15 protein-coding genes are annotated in these 16,733 nt (G+C 62.5%); 6 read left to right on the top strand and 9 right to left on the bottom strand.

Annotated elements, in window-relative coordinates; all coding sequences use genetic code 11:
• Positions 1-2: 2 nt before the first annotated feature.
• The 3 genes from APH35_RS08100 to APH35_RS08090 form a co-directional block, all read right to left on the bottom strand.
• Complete coding sequence (locus APH35_RS08100; RefSeq protein WP_012270977.1) at positions 3-836, bottom strand: amidohydrolase family protein; 834 nt, start codon at positions 834-836, stop codon at positions 3-5.
• A gap of 24 nt (positions 837-860) precedes the next feature.
• The gene (locus APH35_RS08095; protein WP_060492609.1) at positions 861-2,135 is read right to left on the bottom strand and encodes an MFS transporter; all 1,275 of its coding nucleotides are present in this window, start codon (positions 2,133-2,135) and stop codon (positions 861-863) included.
• 91 nt (positions 2,136-2,226) lie between these two features.
• On the bottom strand, positions 2,227-2,958 hold the full coding sequence (locus APH35_RS08090; RefSeq protein ID WP_060514525.1) for a GntR family transcriptional regulator: 732 nt from the start codon (positions 2,956-2,958) through the stop codon (positions 2,227-2,229).
• A gap of 153 nt (positions 2,959-3,111) precedes the next feature.
• On the opposite strand from APH35_RS08090, the gene APH35_RS08085 reads away from it, so the two are divergent.
• Positions 3,112-4,290, top strand: a complete 1,179-nt coding sequence (locus tag APH35_RS08085; RefSeq protein ID WP_060492611.1) for an MFS transporter — start codon at positions 3,112-3,114, stop codon at positions 4,288-4,290.
• 125 nt (positions 4,291-4,415) lie between these two features.
• Positions 4,416-7,895, top strand: a complete 3,480-nt coding sequence (locus APH35_RS08080; RefSeq protein ID WP_012270973.1) for a hybrid sensor histidine kinase/response regulator — start codon at positions 4,416-4,418, stop codon at positions 7,893-7,895.
• Here the strand turns inward: APH35_RS08080 and rmuC are convergent.
• Positions 7,867-9,240 (bottom strand): DNA recombination protein RmuC, encoded by a 1,374-nt coding sequence (gene rmuC / locus APH35_RS08075; RefSeq protein ID WP_176729427.1) that lies wholly within the window; start codon positions 9,238-9,240, stop codon positions 7,867-7,869. The two genes, APH35_RS08080 and rmuC, sit on opposite strands and share 29 nt — an antisense overlap.
• Before the next feature lie 205 nt (positions 9,241-9,445).
• Complete coding sequence (locus tag APH35_RS08070; RefSeq protein ID WP_012270971.1) at positions 9,446-9,865, bottom strand: tetratricopeptide repeat protein; 420 nt, start codon at positions 9,863-9,865, stop codon at positions 9,446-9,448.
• A 951-nt stretch (positions 9,866-10,816) separates the two neighbouring features.
• On the opposite strand from APH35_RS08070, the gene APH35_RS08065 reads away from it, so the two are divergent.
• From APH35_RS08065 to APH35_RS08055, 3 genes are all read left to right on the top strand, one after another.
• Complete coding sequence (locus APH35_RS08065; protein ID WP_009686213.1) at positions 10,817-11,041, top strand: hypothetical protein; 225 nt, start codon at positions 10,817-10,819, stop codon at positions 11,039-11,041.
• A 249-nt stretch (positions 11,042-11,290) separates the two neighbouring features.
• Positions 11,291-11,773: a hypothetical protein gene (locus APH35_RS08060; protein ID WP_012270970.1), complete on the top strand. Its 483-nt coding sequence runs from the start codon at positions 11,291-11,293 to the stop codon at positions 11,771-11,773.
• A 147-nt stretch (positions 11,774-11,920) separates the two neighbouring features.
• Entirely contained in the window at positions 11,921-13,186 is a 1,266-nt protein-coding gene (locus APH35_RS08055; RefSeq protein ID WP_060514523.1) for an OmpP1/FadL family transporter, read from the top strand.
• 42 nt (positions 13,187-13,228) lie between these two features.
• Here APH35_RS08055 and APH35_RS08050 read toward each other — a convergent pair whose 3' ends face one another.
• Entirely contained in the window at positions 13,229-14,158 is a 930-nt protein-coding gene (locus APH35_RS08050) for a LysR family transcriptional regulator (RefSeq protein WP_060514522.1), read from the bottom strand.
• 114 nt (positions 14,159-14,272) lie between these two features.
• Here APH35_RS08050 and APH35_RS08045 point away from each other — a divergent pair, with 114 nt between their 5' ends.
• On the top strand, positions 14,273-14,533 hold the full coding sequence (locus APH35_RS08045; RefSeq protein ID WP_012270967.1) for a DUF2798 domain-containing protein: 261 nt from the start codon (positions 14,273-14,275) through the stop codon (positions 14,531-14,533).
• A 222-nt stretch (positions 14,534-14,755) separates the two neighbouring features.
• On the opposite strand, the gene APH35_RS08040 is transcribed toward APH35_RS08045, so the two are convergent.
• From APH35_RS08040 to APH35_RS08035, 3 genes are read right to left on the bottom strand one after another with little or no spacing between them, the layout of a single operon-like run.
• Positions 14,756-15,307: a glutathione peroxidase gene (locus APH35_RS08040; protein ID WP_012270966.1), complete on the bottom strand. Its 552-nt coding sequence runs from the start codon at positions 15,305-15,307 to the stop codon at positions 14,756-14,758.
• 46 nt (positions 15,308-15,353) lie between these two features.
• A complete protein-coding gene (locus APH35_RS29295) occupies positions 15,354-15,476 on the bottom strand; it encodes a hypothetical protein (RefSeq protein ID WP_012270965.1) in 123 nt (40 codons plus the stop codon).
• Positions 15,473-16,675 (bottom strand): MFS transporter, encoded by a 1,203-nt coding sequence (locus APH35_RS08035; RefSeq protein ID WP_012270964.1) that lies wholly within the window; start codon positions 16,673-16,675, stop codon positions 15,473-15,475. Before APH35_RS08035 ends, APH35_RS29295 begins: the two co-directional genes overlap by 4 nt.
• Between the last annotated feature and the right edge of the window lie 58 nt (positions 16,676-16,733).

Here is a 16,733-nt window from a genome sequence, read left to right as displayed (position 1 = left end):
CATCACTCGAAACCGAACAACGCCTGCGCGGTATCCAGCAACAAGGCCCGGCGCAACTGCGCCGAACAGCCCAGGGCGTCGAACTGCTCGACAGCGGTGCCGAAACTCACTGCCGATTCATGCTGGGTATGCGGCCAGTCACTGCCCCACATCAACCGCTGCGCCCCGTAATGGGCTTCCAGCGCGCATAGCGTCTGACGGGCGAATGAAAGGTTTTCCTCGGGCGAACCTTCCAGCCGATAGATGCCAGACACCTTCACCCAGACCTTGCCCCGTCCGCCCAGGGTCAGCAGCTCGGCGAACCCCGGCTGGCCGAGGCCACGGCGGGCATCGGGCCGGCCAAAATGGTCGATCACGATGTCCAGCCCATAGGGTTCGAGGGCCCGCACCAACGCCGGTATGTCGGCCACTTGCCGATGCAGCTCCAGGTGCCAGCCCTGCTCGCCAATGCGCTCCAACATAGGCCGCCATTCGGCGCCGGTCAGGTCAGGCAAGGCCTGCCCCATGAGGTTCAAGCGCACACCCCTCACGCCCAACCTTGCCATTTCGTCCAGGCTCGCCCGTTCGACATTTCGCTCCAGCATCACCACCCCGCGCAATTGCCCCGGCACGGTCTGCAAGGCACTGAGCAGGTAACGATTGTCGGTACCGAGGAAGCTGGGCTGAACCAGCACGCCATGGCTGAAACCATGGGCCAGCAACTGGCCCAGGTAGTCGCCCAGCGGCGCATCGTAGCTGGGCGCGTAACGCCGCACGCTGGCCAGGTTCAACCCACGGCTGAATACGTGGGCGTGGCTGTCGATGGCAGTCAGGTGTAAAGCAGGAGCGTCGGGCATGGTTCTCATACAAACAAGGTCAGGTTACTTGGCAGCAGCACCGGCCATTTCCGGCGCGGGTGCAGATTCAAGGTTACGGCCACGGGTTTCCGGCAGGCACAGGGCAGCGATCACCGCCACGCCATAGGCAATGCCAGCATCGATGCCAATGGCACTGCCCAGCGACATCGACTCACTCATGTGGCCGACCAGGAACGGGAATACCGCCGACAGCACGCGGCCAAAGTTGTAGCAAAAGCCCACCCCGGCCCCGCGCACATCAGCTGGGTACAGTTCATTGAAGAACGCGCCCAGGCTGGCCGGGATGCCGGCAGCGAAGAAGCCCAGCGGGAAGCCGAGGAACAGCATCTGGGTATTGGTCAGCGGGAAGAACACATAGGCCTGCACGGTCAGCACGCAGCACAGCGCGAACAGCAGGATGTTCTTGCGGCGCCCAATGCGGTCGATCAGCAGGCCACTGACCACGCAGCCGCACCAGAAGGCCAGGATGATCACCGCCAGGTAACCGCCGGAGTTCAGCACTGAAAGGTTGCGTTCGGTTTTGAGGAAGGTCGGCAACCAGGTCATCACCGCGTGGTAGCCACCGTGAGCACCCAGGCCGAGCAAGCCGCCCAGCAGGGTCACGCGCAGCAGTTCCGGGCGGAAGATGCCAGCCATCGACTGCAGGAAGCTGGTGGGGATGGCGTTTTCTTTCTGCAGGCGCTGGAAGCTGTCCGGCTCGGGCACATTGCGGCGTACCCAGATGATCAGCAGTGACGGCAGCAGGCCGACGAAGAACATGACCCGCCAGGCGAATTCCTGCGGCACCAGCGAGTAGATCAACGTGAACAGCGCCACCGCCAGGCCCCAACCCACGGCCCAGGCGCTCTGTACCGTGCCCATGACCTTGCCACGATATTTCGGGTTGATGGTTTCGGCCATCAACACCGCGCCGGCCGCCCATTCGCCACCGATGCCGAAGCCTTGCATGGCCTTGACGAACAGCAGCGGGTAAAAGCCGGTGACGAATGCCGAGAGGAAGGTGAAGAAGGAGAACCAGAGAATCATCCATTGCAGGGTTCGCACACGGCCGTAACGGTCGGACAGCGTGCCGCCCAGCCAGCCACCGATTGCCGAGGTCACCAGGGTCAGGCCACTGATCAGGCCGGCATCGCCCTTGCTCAGGGAGAACGCAGCGATCAACGCAGGGATAGCCAGGCCGAACATCTGCACTTCCAGCGCATCGAGCGACCAGCCGCCGAAGCAGGCCCAGAACGTCTTGCGTTCCCGTGAAGTGATCTGGCGATACCAACTGAACATGATTGTTATCCTTCTAGTGTGTTGCGGGCAGGCGAAGCCACTGCGCCGTGGCAAAGCGGCGCAGACGGGTAACGGGGGTGAAGCGGCCGGCTTAGCGGATGTCGATGCGGTAGCGGAAGTGCTGCGCATGGCCGCGCGAGCGGCGCCATTCCAGCGGCTGGCCGGCGTAGTCACGGGCCAGGCGCTCGATCACCACCACCGGGCTGTCGACTGGTAGTTGCAATAGGCGGCCATGCACCGCGTCGACCGCTTCGGCAGTCAGGGTCTCTTCGGCGTAGGCGACTACCTGGCCGCACAGTTCTTCGTAGATCGGGTACAGCAGCGGGCCCTTGCTGTTCAACTCCACATCCAGCAACGGCTGGAAGGTCTGGCGCGGCAGCCAGATTTCCTCCGCCAGCACGGGCTGGGCGCCAAGCAGACGGGTACGAACGATGCGGATCACATCGGTTTCGAGCGCCAGGCCCAGGGCCTCAGCCACCGCCGATGGCGCCGCCAGCGGCTCGATGGACAGGATGAGGCTTTCTGGCACCACGCGCTCGCCATTGGCAGCCTCGAAGCGGAAGAAGCGAAACAGCGAAGACTGGAACTGTGGGCGGCGGATAAAAGTGCCGCGGCCCTGCTGGCGCTCCAGCACGCCTTCGGCCACCAGCACATCGACGGCCTTGCGCACGGTGCCGACCGACATATCGAATTCGGAAGCCAAGGCTGCTTCGGTCGGGATCGCTTCGCCGGGCCGCCAGCGGTTGTTGGCGATCTGATCGACCATGTGGTCGCGCAGTTGTTGGTAGCGGGGCAGTCGAGCATCACCGGTCAATGGGTGCATGGGTCTCGCTCTCGTCTTGTTATATAAACATATATATGAATTTTTCGTGAGTATTCCCCGTGACATACGGGTTGTCAATCCTCCGCCTGTCGCCAGGCACCGCGCCTGGCTTATGCTTGTGCCTGGGAACACCAGAACAACAAGGACGTGGCAATGCTCGCCGCCATCAAACGCTACCCGCACACCGTACGCCTGCTGCTGCTCACCACCTTCAGCCTAACCGTCGCCCGCGCCCTCACCCTGCCCTACCTGGTGGTGTACCTGGCCGACAACTTTCAGCTGCCGATCAGCCAGATCGGCCTGCTGATCGGCGGCGCGCTGATCATTGCCTCGCTGCTGAGCCTGTATGGCGGCCATCTGGTCGACACCTTGCGCAACCACACGCTGGTCAGCGCCAGCACGCTGCTGTTCGCCCTGGCCTTCATCGGCGCGGTCGCCAGCCGTTCGGCGCTGTTGTTCTTCTTGTGCCTGGTGCTGATCAACCTGGCCCTGGCAGTGGTCGACATCGCCGCCAAGGCGGGCTTCTGCGCGTTGCTGCCGGTGGAGGAGCGGGCCGAGGTGTTCGCCATCAAGTACACCCTCAGCAACGTCGGCTACGCCGCCGGCCCGCTGTTGGGCGTGGCCATGCTGGAGCTGAACGACCATCTGCCGTTCATCGCCTCTGCCGTGCTTGGCCTGGTCATGTGCGTGGCTTACTGGCGCCTTGGCGACCGCAGCCTGCAGGCCAGCGCACCCGAAAAGCCTGCGGCCGGCTTCGGCCAGGTGGCGCTGGGGCTGGCGCGTGATCGCCGGCTGGTGTGCTTCACCCTGGGCGGGGTGCTCAGCGCGGTGGTGTTCGGCCAGTTCACCGCCTACCTGTCCCAGTACCTGGTGGTAACCAGCAGCCCGGCCGAAGCGGCGCGCCTGGTCGGCTACCTGGTGACCACCAACGCGGTGACGGTGATTGCCCTGCAGTACCTGATTGGTCGCCGCATCAGCCGCCAGCGCCTGATGCCCTGGCTGCTGGCCGGCATGGGCCTGTTCATTGCCGGGCTGCTGGGTTTCGCGCTGGCCGGCTCGGTACTGGCCTGGTGCCTGGCGATGCTGGTGTTCACCCTGGGCGAGATCATCGTGATCCCGGCCGAGTACATGTTCATCGACCTGATCGCACCGGAACACTTGCGCGGGGTGTATTACGGTGCGCAGAACCTGTCCAACCTGGGGGCGGCGCTGGGGCCGGTGATGGTGGGGTTCGCCCTGGTGCATCTGTGGCCGGGGGCGATCTTCTACCTGCTGGTGTTGTCGGTGATACTGGCGGGCGTGTTTTATGGGATGGGCACCCGAAAAGATTGATGTTTTGTTTCAGATCAATCACGCGCAAGCTCAGGCCTACAACCATCGTCTGCGCTGACGAAGCGGCACCTGCGTGCCAGACTGATTGATCGGGACCGCGTTACCTTTTTTGCTTCGGAGTCTTCATGTCGTTGTCCAGCGGGCTGATCGCCGTGGTCGCCCTGGCCTATATGGCCATCATGTTCGCCATCGCCTTCTATGGCGACCGCCGCAGCACGCCGTTGCCGCCGAAGCTGCGTGCCTGGGTGTACAGCCTGTCGCTGGCCGTGTACTGCACCAGCTGGACCTTCTTCGGCGCCGTCGGCCAGGCCGCCGAACAGCTCTGGGCGTTCCTGCCCATCTACCTGGGCCCGGTGCTGCTGCTGATCTTCGCGCCTTGGGTGCTGCAGAAGATGGTGCTGATCAGCAAACAGCAGAACATCACTTCGATCGCCGACTTCATCGCCGCGCGCTATGGCAAGTCGCAGACACTGGCGGTGGTGGTGGCGCTGATCTGCCTGATCGGCGTGCTGCCGTACATCGCCTTGCAGCTCAAGGGCATCGTGCTGGGCGTGAACCTGCTGATCGGCGCCAACGCTGACGCAACCGGTACCCGCGTGCAGGACACCGCGCTGGTGGTGTCGCTGGTGCTGGCACTGTTCGCCATCGTGTTCGGCACCCGCAGCCTGGACGTGACCGAACACCACCGTGGCATGGTCCTGGCGATTGCCTTCGAATCGCTGATCAAGCTGCTGGCCTTCCTCGCCGTCGGTATCTTCGTGGTCTTCAACCTGTATGACGGTTTCGACGACCTGTTCAGCCAGGCCCGCCAGTCGATCCACCTGCAGGACTATTGGCAGGAGACCATCAACTGGCCGTCGATGGTGGTGCAAACCGCCGTGGCGATGATGGCGATCATCTGCCTGCCACGGCAATTCCATGTGACCGTGGTGGAGAACATCGAACCCCAGGACATGCGCCTGGCGCGCTGGGTCTTCCCAATGTACCTGGCACTGGCCGCGCTGTTCGTGGTGCCGATTGCCCTGGCCGGGCAGATGCTGCTGCCAGGCACGGTGATTTCCGACTCGTTCGTCATCAGCCTGCCACTGGCCGAGGCGCACCCAAGCCTGGCCCTGCTGGCGTTCATCGGCGGCGCCTCGGCGGCCACCGGCATGGTCATCGTCGAGGCCGTGGCGTTATCGACCATGGTGTCCAACGACATGCTGCTGCCCTGGCTGCTGCGGCGCAACAACGCCGAGCGGCCGTTCGAAGCGTTCCGCCACTGGATGCTTTCGGTACGCCGGGTGACCATCGTCGTGATCCTGCTGCTGGCCTATGTCAGCTATCGCCTGCTGGGCTCTACCGCCAGCCTGGCGACCATCGGCCAGATCGCCTTTGCCGCCGTGACTCAGCTCACCCCAGCCATGCTCGGCGCGCTGTACTGGAAGCAGGCCAACCGCCGTGGCGTGTTCGCCGGCCTGGCCGCTGGCATTTTCCTGTGGTTCTACACCTTGGTGCTGCCAATCGCCGCGCACAGCCTGGGCTGGTCGCTGCAGCTGTTCCCAGGGTTGGCGTGGCTGCACGGCAACCCGCTGAACCTGCCGATCAGCCCGCTGACCCAGGGCGTGGTGCTGTCACTGGCGGGCAACTTCACCCTGTTCGCCTGGGTGTCGGTGCTGTCGCGCACGCGGGTTTCCGAACACTGGCAGGCCGGCCGCTTCATCGGCCAGCAAACCAGCGCCCGGCCCAGCAGCAAGCCGCTGCTGGCGGTGCAGATCGACGACTTGCTGACCCTGGCCTCGCGCTTTGTCGGTGAGGAGCGCGCGCGGCAGAGCTTCATCCGTTTCGCCTACCGCCAGGGCAAGGGCTTCAACCCCAACCAGAACGCCGACGGTGACTGGATCGAGCACACCGAACGGTTGCTGGCCGGGGTGCTCGGCACCTCGTCGACCCGCGCTGTGGTCAAGGCCGCCATCGAAGGCCGCGACATGCAACTGGAAGACGTGGTGCGCATCGCCGACGAAGCCAGCGAGGTGCTGCAGTTCAACCGCGCCTTGCTGCAAGGCGCCATCGAGAACATCAACCAGGGCATCAGCGTGGTCGACCAGAACCTGCATCTGGTGGCCTGGAACCGTCGCTATCTGGAGCTGTTCAACTACCCTGACGGGCTGATCAGCGTCGGTCGGCCAATTGCCGATATCATCCGCTACAACGCCGAACGCGGCCTGTGCGGCCCGGGCGAGGCCCAGGTGCATGTGGCGCGTCGTCTGCACTGGATGCGCCAGGGCCGCGCGCACTCCTCCGAGCGGCTGTTCCCCAATGGCCGCGTGATCGAACTGATCGGCAACCCGATGCCCGGCGGCGGCTTTGTCATGAGTTTCACCGACATCACCCCGTTCCGCGAGGCCGAACAGGCCCTGCGCGATGCCAACGAAGGCCTTGAGCAACGGGTGGCGGAGCGCACCCACGAGCTGTCACAACTGAACCAGGCACTGTCCGAAGCCAAGAGCCAGGCCGAAGCGGTAAGCAAGTCCAAGACCCGCTTCCTGGCGGCGGTCAGCCATGACCTGATGCAGCCACTGAACGCCGCCAGGCTGTTCTCCGCCGCCTTGTCGCAGCAGGCCGAGGGCATGAATGAAGAAGCCCAGCAACTGGTGCAGCACATGGACAGCTCGCTGCGCTCGGCCGAAGAGCTGATCAGCGACCTGCTGGACATCTCACGCCTGGAGAATGGCAAGATCACCCCGGATGCCAAGCCGTTCGCCCTCAACGAACTGTTCGACACCTTGGGGGCCGAATTCAAATTGCTGGCGGCGGAAAAAGGCCTGGAGTTCCGCCTGCGCGGCAGCCGCCTGCGGGTGGACAGCGACATGAAACTGCTGCGCCGGGTGCTGCAGAACTTCCTCACCAATGCCCTGCGCTACGGCAAGAGCCCAATCCTGCTGGGCGCGCGCCGACAGGGCGAGCGCCTGTGGCTGGAGGTATGGGACCGCGGCCCGGGCATTGCCGACGACAAGCTGCAGGTGATCTTCCAGGAGTTCAAGCGCCTGGACAGCCACCAGACCCGCGCCGAGAAGGGCCTGGGCCTGGGCCTGGCGATCGCCGACGGCCTGTGCCGGGTGCTGGGGCACCCGCTGGAAGTGCGCTCATGGCCGGGCAAGGGCACGGTGTTCCGCGTCAGCGTGCCGATTGCCCGCCAGGCCGCCCCGGTGCCAAGTGCCCCGGTGGAGCAACAAGGCGGCCAGCCACTGGCCGGGCTGCAAGTGCTGTGCGTGGACAACGAAGACAGCATCCTGATTGGCATGAACAGCCTGCTCAGCCGCTGGGGTTGCCAGGTATGGACCGCGCGCAACCAGGCCGAATGCGAAGCCCTGCTGGCCAAAGGCATGCGCCCGCACCTGGCGCTGGTGGACTACCACCTGGATGACGGTGAAACCGGCACCGGGTTGATGGGCTGGCTACGGGCGCGCCTGGGTGAACCGGTGCCCGGTGTGGTGATCAGTGCCGACGGCAGCAAGGAAACCATCGCCCTGGTGCATGCATCGGGCCTGGATTACCTGGCCAAGCCGGTGAAGCCAGCAGCCCTGCGCGCCATGCTCAATCGCCATCTGAGCCTGGTTCAGTAACCGCCTCGTCAGGCAGTGCCTCGTCGGACAGCGCCCGCTCCAGCAGGTCTGCCGGCAGGCTCTTGCTGGCCCGGGCGCCCAGCAACTTCAGCTGTTCGCTGCGGCTGACCAGGTTGCCACGCCCTTCGCACAGTTTATTGCGAGCGGCGGCATAGGCCTTGTCCACCTGCTGCAGGCGGTTGCCCAATTCGTCCAGGTCCTGGATGAACAGCACGAACTTGTCGTACAGCCAGCCGGCGCGCTCGGCGATCTCACGGGCGTTCTGGCCCTGGCGCTCCTGCTTCCACAGGCTGTCGATCACGCGCAGGGTGGCAAGCAACGTGGTGGGGCTGACGATCACGATCTGCCGGTCGAAGGCTTCCTGGAACAAGTTCGGCTCGGCCTGCAGGGCTGCCGAGAAGGCCGCCTCGATGGGTACGAACAGCAGCACGAAATCCAGGCTGTGCAGGCCTTCGAGGCGGTTGTAGTCCTTGCTCGACAACCCTTTGACGTGGCTGCGCAGCGACTGCACGTGCTGTTTGAGCGCGGCCTCATCATTGCCGGCAACGAACTGCTGGTACGCGGTAAGGCTGACCTTGGCGTCCACCACCACCTGCTTGTCGCCAGGCAGCATGATCAGCACATCGGGCTGGAAGCGCTCGCCATCGGCGCTCTTGAGGCTGACCTGGGTCTGGTATTCACGGCCTTTTTCCAGGCCGGCATGCTCCAGCACCCGCTCGAGGATCAGCTCGCCCCAGTTACCCTGGGTTTTCTGGCCCTTCAGGGCTTGCGTGAGGTTGGTGGCTTCGTCGGAGAGGCGCAGGTTGAGCTGTTGCAGTCGCTCCAGCTCCTTGCCCAGCGAGAAGCGCTCGCGGGCTTCTTGCTGGTAGCTTTCCTCCACGCGTTTTTCGAAGGACTGGATACGCTCCTTGAGCGGGTCGAGCAACTGGCCGAGGTGCTGCTGGCTGGTCTGGGCGAAGCGCTGCTCGCGCTCGTCGAAAATTTTGGTGGCCATGTCGGCGAACTGGGCGCGCAGCGTGTCACGGGCCTCCTGCAGGTCTTCCAGACGCTGCTGGTGGCTTTCCTGCTGCTCACGCAGTTCGGCCTCAAGGCGGGCGGTTTGCGCTTCCAGCCGGCGCAGTTCGGCTTCACGGTTGGCACGTTCAAGGTGCCAGGCGTGAGCTGCGTCACGGGCGTTGTCGCGGTCTATCTGCAGCAGCTCAAGCTCGCGGCCCTGGGCGGCCAGCTGGGCCTGCTTGACGGTGTTCGCTTCGCTGAGGTCGCTGACTTCGTCGCGGCTGGCGTCCAATTGCGCCTGCAAGCCGGCCTGAGCCAGTTGGGCGGCGTTCAGACGCTCTTCGAGCAAAGCCTGCTCACCTTGCCGCGCGCCCTGGCGGCGCTGCACCTGCATGACCCACCCCAGGCAGGGTAAAGCGCCCGCCACCAAGCCCAGCAGAATGCTGGCCAGATCCACTGTCATGCTTACCCCGAAAGATCCTGGACGATTGATGCGCAGCTTATCAGCCTGAGCACTGTGTTGCCTGTGCGGGCCTGTTCGGGGTCAGCACACCTCAGCCAGGAAACCACTGCCGCAACAGCCGCCGCGCTTCCTGCGACCCCTGCCCTGCCGCAAGCTCCAGCCAATAGCGCGCCTGCTCAGGCTCGTTATGCTGGCACTGCCGCGCGTACTCCAATTGCGCCCGCCGATCCCCTGCACGGGCGGCCTGGCGCAGCAGCTCATGGCCAATGCGCCGGTCGCGGGCGTTGCCACAATCGCGGCACAGCATCTGCCCCAAGCGGCTTTGCGCCACCACCACGCCCTGGCGCGCTGGCTGCTTCAACAGGCGCCCGGCCAGATGCTTGACCTGGGGCTTGTCGCCCAGGCGCGGGCTGTCGAGCAGCCACAAGGCCACTTTCAGGGAAAAGCGTTTGGCGGGAGGCGCAGGTGTCGATGCAGCGGGGCTGGCGAGGTGTTTACCGCGGAACTTCATGAGCAACAGGTTTGGCAACTCGAAAGGCGCGCCACTCTACTCTTTTTTTTTCACCCTGACCTGTCGATTTCTGGAGGATTGAAAAAAAATTTCAATGATCTTTTCTTGACGTTTTCAGGAGGGTGACCACCCGGTCTGTCGGGGCATGTCGATTGTCGGACAGTTCCTTCTATTGCTGGCACGCCCGTGCTAGAGCAAGCGCCCGGGACAATCCACAGTTCCTGTGGATAACTCGGTGGACAACCCTCTCCTATTCCCCGCAAACCCCCGTAAATTGGGGGCTTTGCTCAAACTGACGATTTTTTCACCAGCTAAAAATAGTGTTTTTTTTCATTGACTTAACCATGCAGTCAAGTCATTGGCGAGGTTCTCGAAGCCTGTTGCCAGGCTGTTACAGAGGATGCCCCGAATGTGAACAAGTGCACCATAACCCTCCAATTGAGTGCACGAAAAGGGCACATCGGCCCGCATACGGGCCATTTGCCCCCTCTTCACAGCAGCGAGAATTCGCGCCATACTGCGCGGCTCACCTGAACAAACGCAATGCTTGCTATACCTCTGCACTTGCGGTAAGGTGCGCCTCGTTAGTACCAAGCTGAAAGTCAATTCTGGCCACAAGCGTCCTTGCAGAACCGCTCCCCCCAAGAGCGACCCTGCTGAAACCAGGACCGGCCCATTCAATGATTCTGTCGCCAGCCTTGCGCTGTTCAAGCACGAATCACATGACAGATTGATCAGGATCCCACCCCGACGGCCTAGAACCTTGGCCCCGGCGTGCTGCCTGCCTTCCGAAGTACCTACCAGTCAGCCCAAGCGCCCACATTTGATTGCGCCCCCTCTGGCTGCCCTGTTCCAGTCAGGTTCGTTCGTCCCTTAATAAAGGCGTCACTGGAACGTTTCTATCATGCACGGATCATATCCCCCGTGTTTAAAGCAGGAACCTCCAACAATATGCAAACTCATCATCAAATTCAGGCTGCCATTGGCACCCTCTCCCAGGCCTTCTCGCCGTTGAAGTGCCTTATCGTTGCCCCACGCAAGGGCAGCTTCAGCTTTACCCTGGTAGACGAACACGGCGTCGCCTGCCACACCGAGCGCCTGTACCCCGAACAGTACAGCCGCAATGAACCGCTGCAGGCGGTGATCGCCCGGACTCGCCAGTCGCTCACCGCGTGAGCGGCGAATACCGCGTCATTCAAGCGCTGAATCATCGAGTCGCAAGCCTGCCTGAACGTTCTTGGCGTAATTGCCTTAGGGCATATAGCGTGGAACGTCAGGCAGCAATCGATTTAAAAACAGCTCTTTACACCACGATTATCACACTACACTTCAACTCGAGCGGTGCTTGCCGCTTCCGGCGGGCCTGATCATTCACCAGCTGCCAAGCTCCAGCGCCCGTCCGGCCCTTACCTGCTCGAGGGCATCATGGGTATCGCGGCGAATGAATTGTGTCTGTATGTGATCCGACCCACCCTGGTCTACCTGAACCGTCACTGCGCCAGCGCCGAAGCCTTGTTGCTGGGCATCGCCGCCAGCCAGTCGGCACTCGGCTCAGCCTTGCATGACCGGCGCGGCCACGGCCTCTACCGTATTGGCGAACATCGTCACCAGGCGCTCTGGGACGATTATCTAGCCCGTGACCCCGACCTCGCCAGCCTGATCCGCGGCCTGGCCAGCCAACACGCCTTCCTGGGTGGCCCGCACTTGGAGCTCACCGTCAACCTGCGCTATTCCACTGCGATTGCCTGGATGCTCATCGAAGAGCAGGCCACCCCACTCCCTGCCGCTGACGACTTGCTTGCACTGGCGCGGATCTGGCGCCAAATTTTCAACCCACAAGGCCGCCTGCGCGACTTCACCCATGCCTGGCATGCCTGCATAGATCAGAAATTGCCACAGGCATCTTGAGACACGTCCTACAACTGAACCGGAAAAAAGGGAATTTTGGTCGGATTGTCCTACAAAACCGCTCTAACTCCTGCGATTGAGCCTATAGCGCGGCGCGTGATTTGTTGGTAGCTTTTCGCCCCGGAGATCCCAAGGAGTTTTCTAATAATGAAAAAAGTAATGCTCAAAACCTCCCTCGGCGTTGCCGTTGCTCTTGCATCCAGCCATCTGCTCGCCAGCGGCTTTGCGCTCAACGAACAGAGCATCAGCAGCATGGGGACAGGTTTCGCGGGACGTTCTTCTTCTGCCGATGATGCCAGCACCGTGTTTGGCAACCCTGCAGGCATGTCCCGCCTCAAACGCGAACAATTCACCGTGGGCGGCGCTGCCGTCATCGCCAAGTCCGATATCTCGGGCCCGGGCAGCAACCTCGGGGGGGAAACCGATGGTGACATGGTGCCTTTCGTTGGCGTACCCATGGGTTACTACGTCAAGCCAATCGATGACCACTGGAGCGTCGGCTTCGGTGTCTATGTACCCTTTGGCCTGGTAACCGACTACGGCAGCGATGATGCCGCACGTTACTGGGGCAAGAAGAGCCACGTCGAGGTAGTCACCTTCCAGCCGACCGTCAGCTACGCCTTCAACGACAAGGTATCTATCGGTTTCGGTCCTACCATCAACCGCATCAAGGGTGAGCTGGGCTCGAGCCTGATCAACCCGTTCACCCCAGGCCGCAACGACGGCGAAGTAAAGATCAAGGGTGACGATACCGCCGTTGGCTACAACATCGGCGTTCTGGTACAGGCCACCGACCGTACCCGCGTCGGCCTGACCTATCACTCGATGGTGGACTACAAGCTCGAGGGCAAGACCCGCGTCAGCACCCCGCTGATCGGGCCATTCAACGGCAACAAGTTCGACGCCAGCTTGAAGATCAAAACGCCTGAGTCCGTCGACCTCTCGGTTACCCATGAGCTGGACGACCAGTGGACCCTGTACGCAGGTAGCACCTGGACGCGCTGGAGCCGCCTGAAAGACATCACCGTGCAGAACGATGTCCCCGCACCGCTGGCAGGCTCGCCGTTCCAGACCATTACCGAGGAACAGAACTGGCATGACACCTGGGCTCACGCCATTGGTGCATCGTACAAGGTCAACAAGGAGTGGGTGCTGCGCACCGGCTTCACCGTCGACCAGTCGCCAACCAACAACCACGACCGCTCGCCACGCATCCCGACTGGCGACCGTAAAGTGTTCAGCGTGGGTGCTGGCTGGAGCCCGAGCGACGACATGACCATCGACGTTGCCTACTCCTACCTGTGGGAGGAGGACACCAAGGTCAACCAGGTCAGCGCGACCAAGGGCAGCTACCAGGCCAAGTACGAGAACAGCGCTCACGGTATCGGTGCATCCCTCACCTACCGCTTCTGATTCGTACGCGTCACATGAAAAACCGCCCTCGTGGCGGTTTTTTCATGCCTGCACCTGCCAGCGAGCCCCCAGACAGTCGCGCAGGTAGTCCATGAACACCCGCACTTTGGTGGTCATGGCAAAGCGGTCGGCCAGGCACAGGTAGATATCCATCGGCTCGGTCTGGGCATAGGCCTGGCCGCTGTCGCTGAATTCGAATAGCGGTACGAGCGCACCGGAGGCAAGATGAGGCCGGACAATGAACTCGGCCAGGCGGGCGATACCACCATCATGCAGTGCCATTTGGGTCAGGGCATCGATATCGTCACTGATCAATACGCTGCCGAACTCCGCGTCAAAACGCAGCCCGTCGCGCACGAAACCCCAGCGCAGAAACCGCCCATCCACCGGGTAGCGAAACACCAGACACCGGTGAGTGAGCAATGACTCGGGCGTAGCGGGTACACCTGCGCTGTGCAGGTATCCGGGTGAGGCACAGCAAATGAACGGGATGCGGGCAATGTGCCGGGCCAGCAGTCGGTCTTCCAGTTGCGGGGCAATGCGCAGGCTTACGTCGATGTCTTCACGGGCATGGTTTACCCGGCGATCAGTCGTTATCAACTCTATCGAAAGTAGGGGATATCGGGCACTGAATGCGGGTATCAGCGGCGCCAGCACGTGTCGGCCAAAGGCGGACGTCGAGGCGATGCACAGCCGCCCCTGGGGCTCGCTGTCTGGGGTTGTAACCGCCTGTTCGGCCAAGGCCAGGTCACGGTCGATGTGCTTCACGCGCTCGTAATACTGGGTGCCTGCAGGCGTCAAGGCCATGCTGCGTGTGGTGCGGCTGAGCAGGCGTACCCGCAGGTGGCCTTCGAGTCGCGCCAGGTTCTGGCTGACGGCTGCCGGGCTAAGGCCGAGATTACGCGCACCAGCGGCGATGCTGCCAGCCTCGACCACCTTGATGAAACAGCGGATGGCGTTGAGCAGGTCCATGAAACGCTCTTTGATTCGTAAGAATTTCTTTATAAAGAACTCAATAGCACAGGTCTACAGTTACGTGCCGGAGCATTGCTAACCTGCGCCTCCATTCAACTTTCAGGAGTTCGCATGAGCAACCTGTCCCAGTCGCGCAGCCGACGCAAATTGCACCCGGTCGCCACGCCCTATGTTTTCGCGTTCTACATGTCATCGATCATGGCGCTGTTGATGTGCTTCGTGATCACCGCGGCTAATGCCGGGGTGACACCGGAGTATCTGGGCAATGTGCTCAAGGCTTATCAGTTGGCGATGCCAGTGGCGTTTTTGTGTGTGTTGGTGGTCAGGCCGGTGGTGGTGCGATTGGTGGCGATAACGGTGCACGCACAGTAACCCACCCAACCACGGCCCGGCTCTTGATCTTCGCGACTTCAGGAGGCCGAACGCAGGCCTTGCGGAGGGAGGTGACGGGCATGGATGCCCGTCAAGCGCTGGGCCGGATGAGGGGAGCGCAGCGTTTTTTGGTGGGCCTGCCCCGTGACAACAGACGCCAAGAAGCGATACCTACATCGCTATCTTGGAGGTTGTCATGTACCCAACCACCACGCACTTCAGCTACGGCTGTGAAGCGATGGCCTTTTCGATGGCTGCACGGAACGCAGGATCATCCGGTTTGGTCAGGCTGGAGAAGTTACCAATCACCTTCCCCTTACGATCGACAACATACTTGTAGAAATTCCACTTCGGCGCACTGCTCTGGCTGGCCAGCTCCGCAAACAGCGGTATCGCATCCTTGCCCCGCACAGCTTGCGTCTTGGTCATGGTGAAGGTAACGCCATAGTTGGCATAGCAAACCTTGGCGGTCTTTTCGCTATCGGCGTCTTCCTGCTTGAAGTCATTGGACGGCACGCCCAGCATTTCCAGGCCCTGCCCGTGATATTCCTTGTACGTCGCCTCAAGCCCCTCGAATTGCGGGGCAAAACCGCAATAGCTGGCGGTGTTCACCACCACCAGCGGCTTGCCGGCAAAGCGCTCGCACAGCTCGACCTGCCCCTTGCCGCGCAACTCTGGCAGGCTACCCTGCAACAATGCCGGGCAATCGGCAGCCCAGCTGGATGTGCTGGCAAGCAGGGCCAGCACCGGCACCGTCAACCAATGTGCACGCATGACTCGTTTCTCCCGCATGACAATCCTTGAGCTTGCAGGGTAGCGCCTAACAAACACTCATGCCCAGTTGCATCAGCGCCATCCCACCTTGATGCCAGCCCCACCACACCAGTGCCAGCAGCAGCAGGGCGGCGATGGCCAGCAGCCCACGGGCCAGGTAGCGGTTCATGCGGCCTGGGCCTGCAGGCGGGCGACCGGGCGTTCGCGCACCGGCCAGTTGAGGGCTGCGGCCAGCAGGCTGAGCAGGATGGAAATCTGCCAAACCAGGTCGTAGCTGCCGGTGCGGTCATACACCACCCCACCCAACCAGCCGCCCAAGAACGCACCCAACTGGTGGAACAAGAACACGATACCGCCGAGCATGGACAGGTTACGCACCCCGAATACCGTGGCCACGGTGCCATTGGTCAGCGGCACCGTGGACAGCCACAACAGGCCCATGGCGATGCCGAACAGATAAGCACTGAACTCGCTTACCGGCGCCCACAGGAATAGCACGATCACCACCGCTCGCAGCAGGTACAGCCCGGTCAGCAGGCGCGGCTTGGACATGCGCCCGCCCAACCAGCCAGCAGTGAAGGTTCCGACGATATTGAACAGGCCAACCAACGCCAGCACCGTGGTACCGGTGGTCGCAGCCAGGTGCTGATCAACCAGGTAGGCCGGCAGGTGCACCCCGATGAACACCACCTGGAAGCCGCAAACGAAGAAGCCCAGTGCCAGCAACCAGAACCCAGGATGGGAACATGCTTCGCGCAGCGCCTGGCCCAGGGTCTGCTCGGCACCATGGCTGGGCAACGGGCGGTCGCGCAGCAGGCCGACGAAGGGCACGATAAACGCCACCATCAGGCCCAGCACCAGCAAGGCTGCGGACCACCCCAGCCACTGGATCAGGCCGAGGGTGCCCGGCAGCATGGCGAACTGGCCAAACGAACCGGCGGCGCTGGCAATGCCCATGGCCATGCTGCGCTTCTCTGCCGGTACGGCACGCCCGACCACGCCGAGGATGACCGAAAACGATGTGCCAGACAGGCCGATGCCAATCAGCAAGCCGGCACTGAGCGACAACGACCAGGCGGAGTCGGCCATGCCCATGAAGACCAAGCCGATGGCGTAGAGAATGCCACCGATGATCACCACCCGCGCTGCGCCCATACGGTCGGCCAAGGCACCGGCGAATGGTTGCGCCAGCCCCCAGACCAGGTTCTGCAAGGCAATGGCAAAGGCGAACACCTCCCGCCCCCAACCAAAATCGGCGCTCATCGGCGCCAGGAACAAACCAAAGCCGTGCCGCACACCCAGGGACAGCGCCAGGATCAAGGCCGCCCCCACCAATACCCACCCGCTGGTTCGCCACACCGAAGTCATTGTCGTTTTCTCCAGCACATCGCAAGGTTTTTGCGGGTATATACCCGCTTATAGTCGT

The organism is Pseudomonas sp. NBRC 111132, assembly GCF_001320565.1.
Classification (GTDB): Bacteria; Pseudomonadota; Gammaproteobacteria; order Pseudomonadales; family Pseudomonadaceae; genus Aquipseudomonas; species Aquipseudomonas putida_P.
Note: the sequence above shows the minus strand (reverse complement) of the source record. Positions and strands in the feature narration are given on the sequence as shown.

What these genes read in the sequence shown, in the direction of transcription:
- APH35_RS29295 (WP_012270965.1), bottom strand. Translation starts at nt 15,476, where the DNA reads ATGAACCGCTACCTGGCCCGTGGGCTGCTGGCCATCGCCGCCCTGCTG.
- APH35_RS08050 (WP_060514522.1), bottom strand. Translation starts at nt 14,158, where the DNA reads ATGGACCTGCTCAACGCCATCCGCTGTTTCATCAAGGTGGTCGAGGCT.
- APH35_RS08095 (WP_060492609.1), bottom strand. Translation starts at nt 2,135, where the DNA reads ATGTTCAGTTGGTATCGCCAGATCACTTCACGGGAACGCAAGACGTTC.
- APH35_RS08090 (WP_060514525.1), bottom strand. Translation starts at nt 2,958, where the DNA reads ATGCACCCATTGACCGGTGATGCTCGACTGCCCCGCTACCAACAACTG.
- APH35_RS08060 (WP_012270970.1), top strand. Translation starts at nt 11,291, where the DNA reads ATGGGTATCGCGGCGAATGAATTGTGTCTGTATGTGATCCGACCCACC.
- APH35_RS08085 (WP_060492611.1), top strand. Translation starts at nt 3,112, where the DNA reads ATGCTCGCCGCCATCAAACGCTACCCGCACACCGTACGCCTGCTGCTG.
- APH35_RS08035 (WP_012270964.1), bottom strand. Translation starts at nt 16,675, where the DNA reads ATGACTTCGGTGTGGCGAACCAGCGGGTGGGTATTGGTGGGGGCGGCC.
- APH35_RS08080 (WP_012270973.1), top strand. Translation starts at nt 4,416, where the DNA reads ATGTCGTTGTCCAGCGGGCTGATCGCCGTGGTCGCCCTGGCCTATATG.
- APH35_RS08065 (WP_009686213.1), top strand. Translation starts at nt 10,817, where the DNA reads ATGCAAACTCATCATCAAATTCAGGCTGCCATTGGCACCCTCTCCCAG.
- APH35_RS08100 (WP_012270977.1), bottom strand. Translation starts at nt 836, where the DNA reads ATGCCCGACGCTCCTGCTTTACACCTGACTGCCATCGACAGCCACGCC.
- APH35_RS08045 (WP_012270967.1), top strand. Translation starts at nt 14,273, where the DNA reads ATGAGCAACCTGTCCCAGTCGCGCAGCCGACGCAAATTGCACCCGGTC.
- APH35_RS08040 (WP_012270966.1), bottom strand. Translation starts at nt 15,307, where the DNA reads ATGCGTGCACATTGGTTGACGGTGCCGGTGCTGGCCCTGCTTGCCAGC.
- APH35_RS08070 (WP_012270971.1), bottom strand. Translation starts at nt 9,865, where the DNA reads ATGAAGTTCCGCGGTAAACACCTCGCCAGCCCCGCTGCATCGACACCT.
- APH35_RS08055 (WP_060514523.1), top strand. Translation starts at nt 11,921, where the DNA reads ATGAAAAAAGTAATGCTCAAAACCTCCCTCGGCGTTGCCGTTGCTCTT.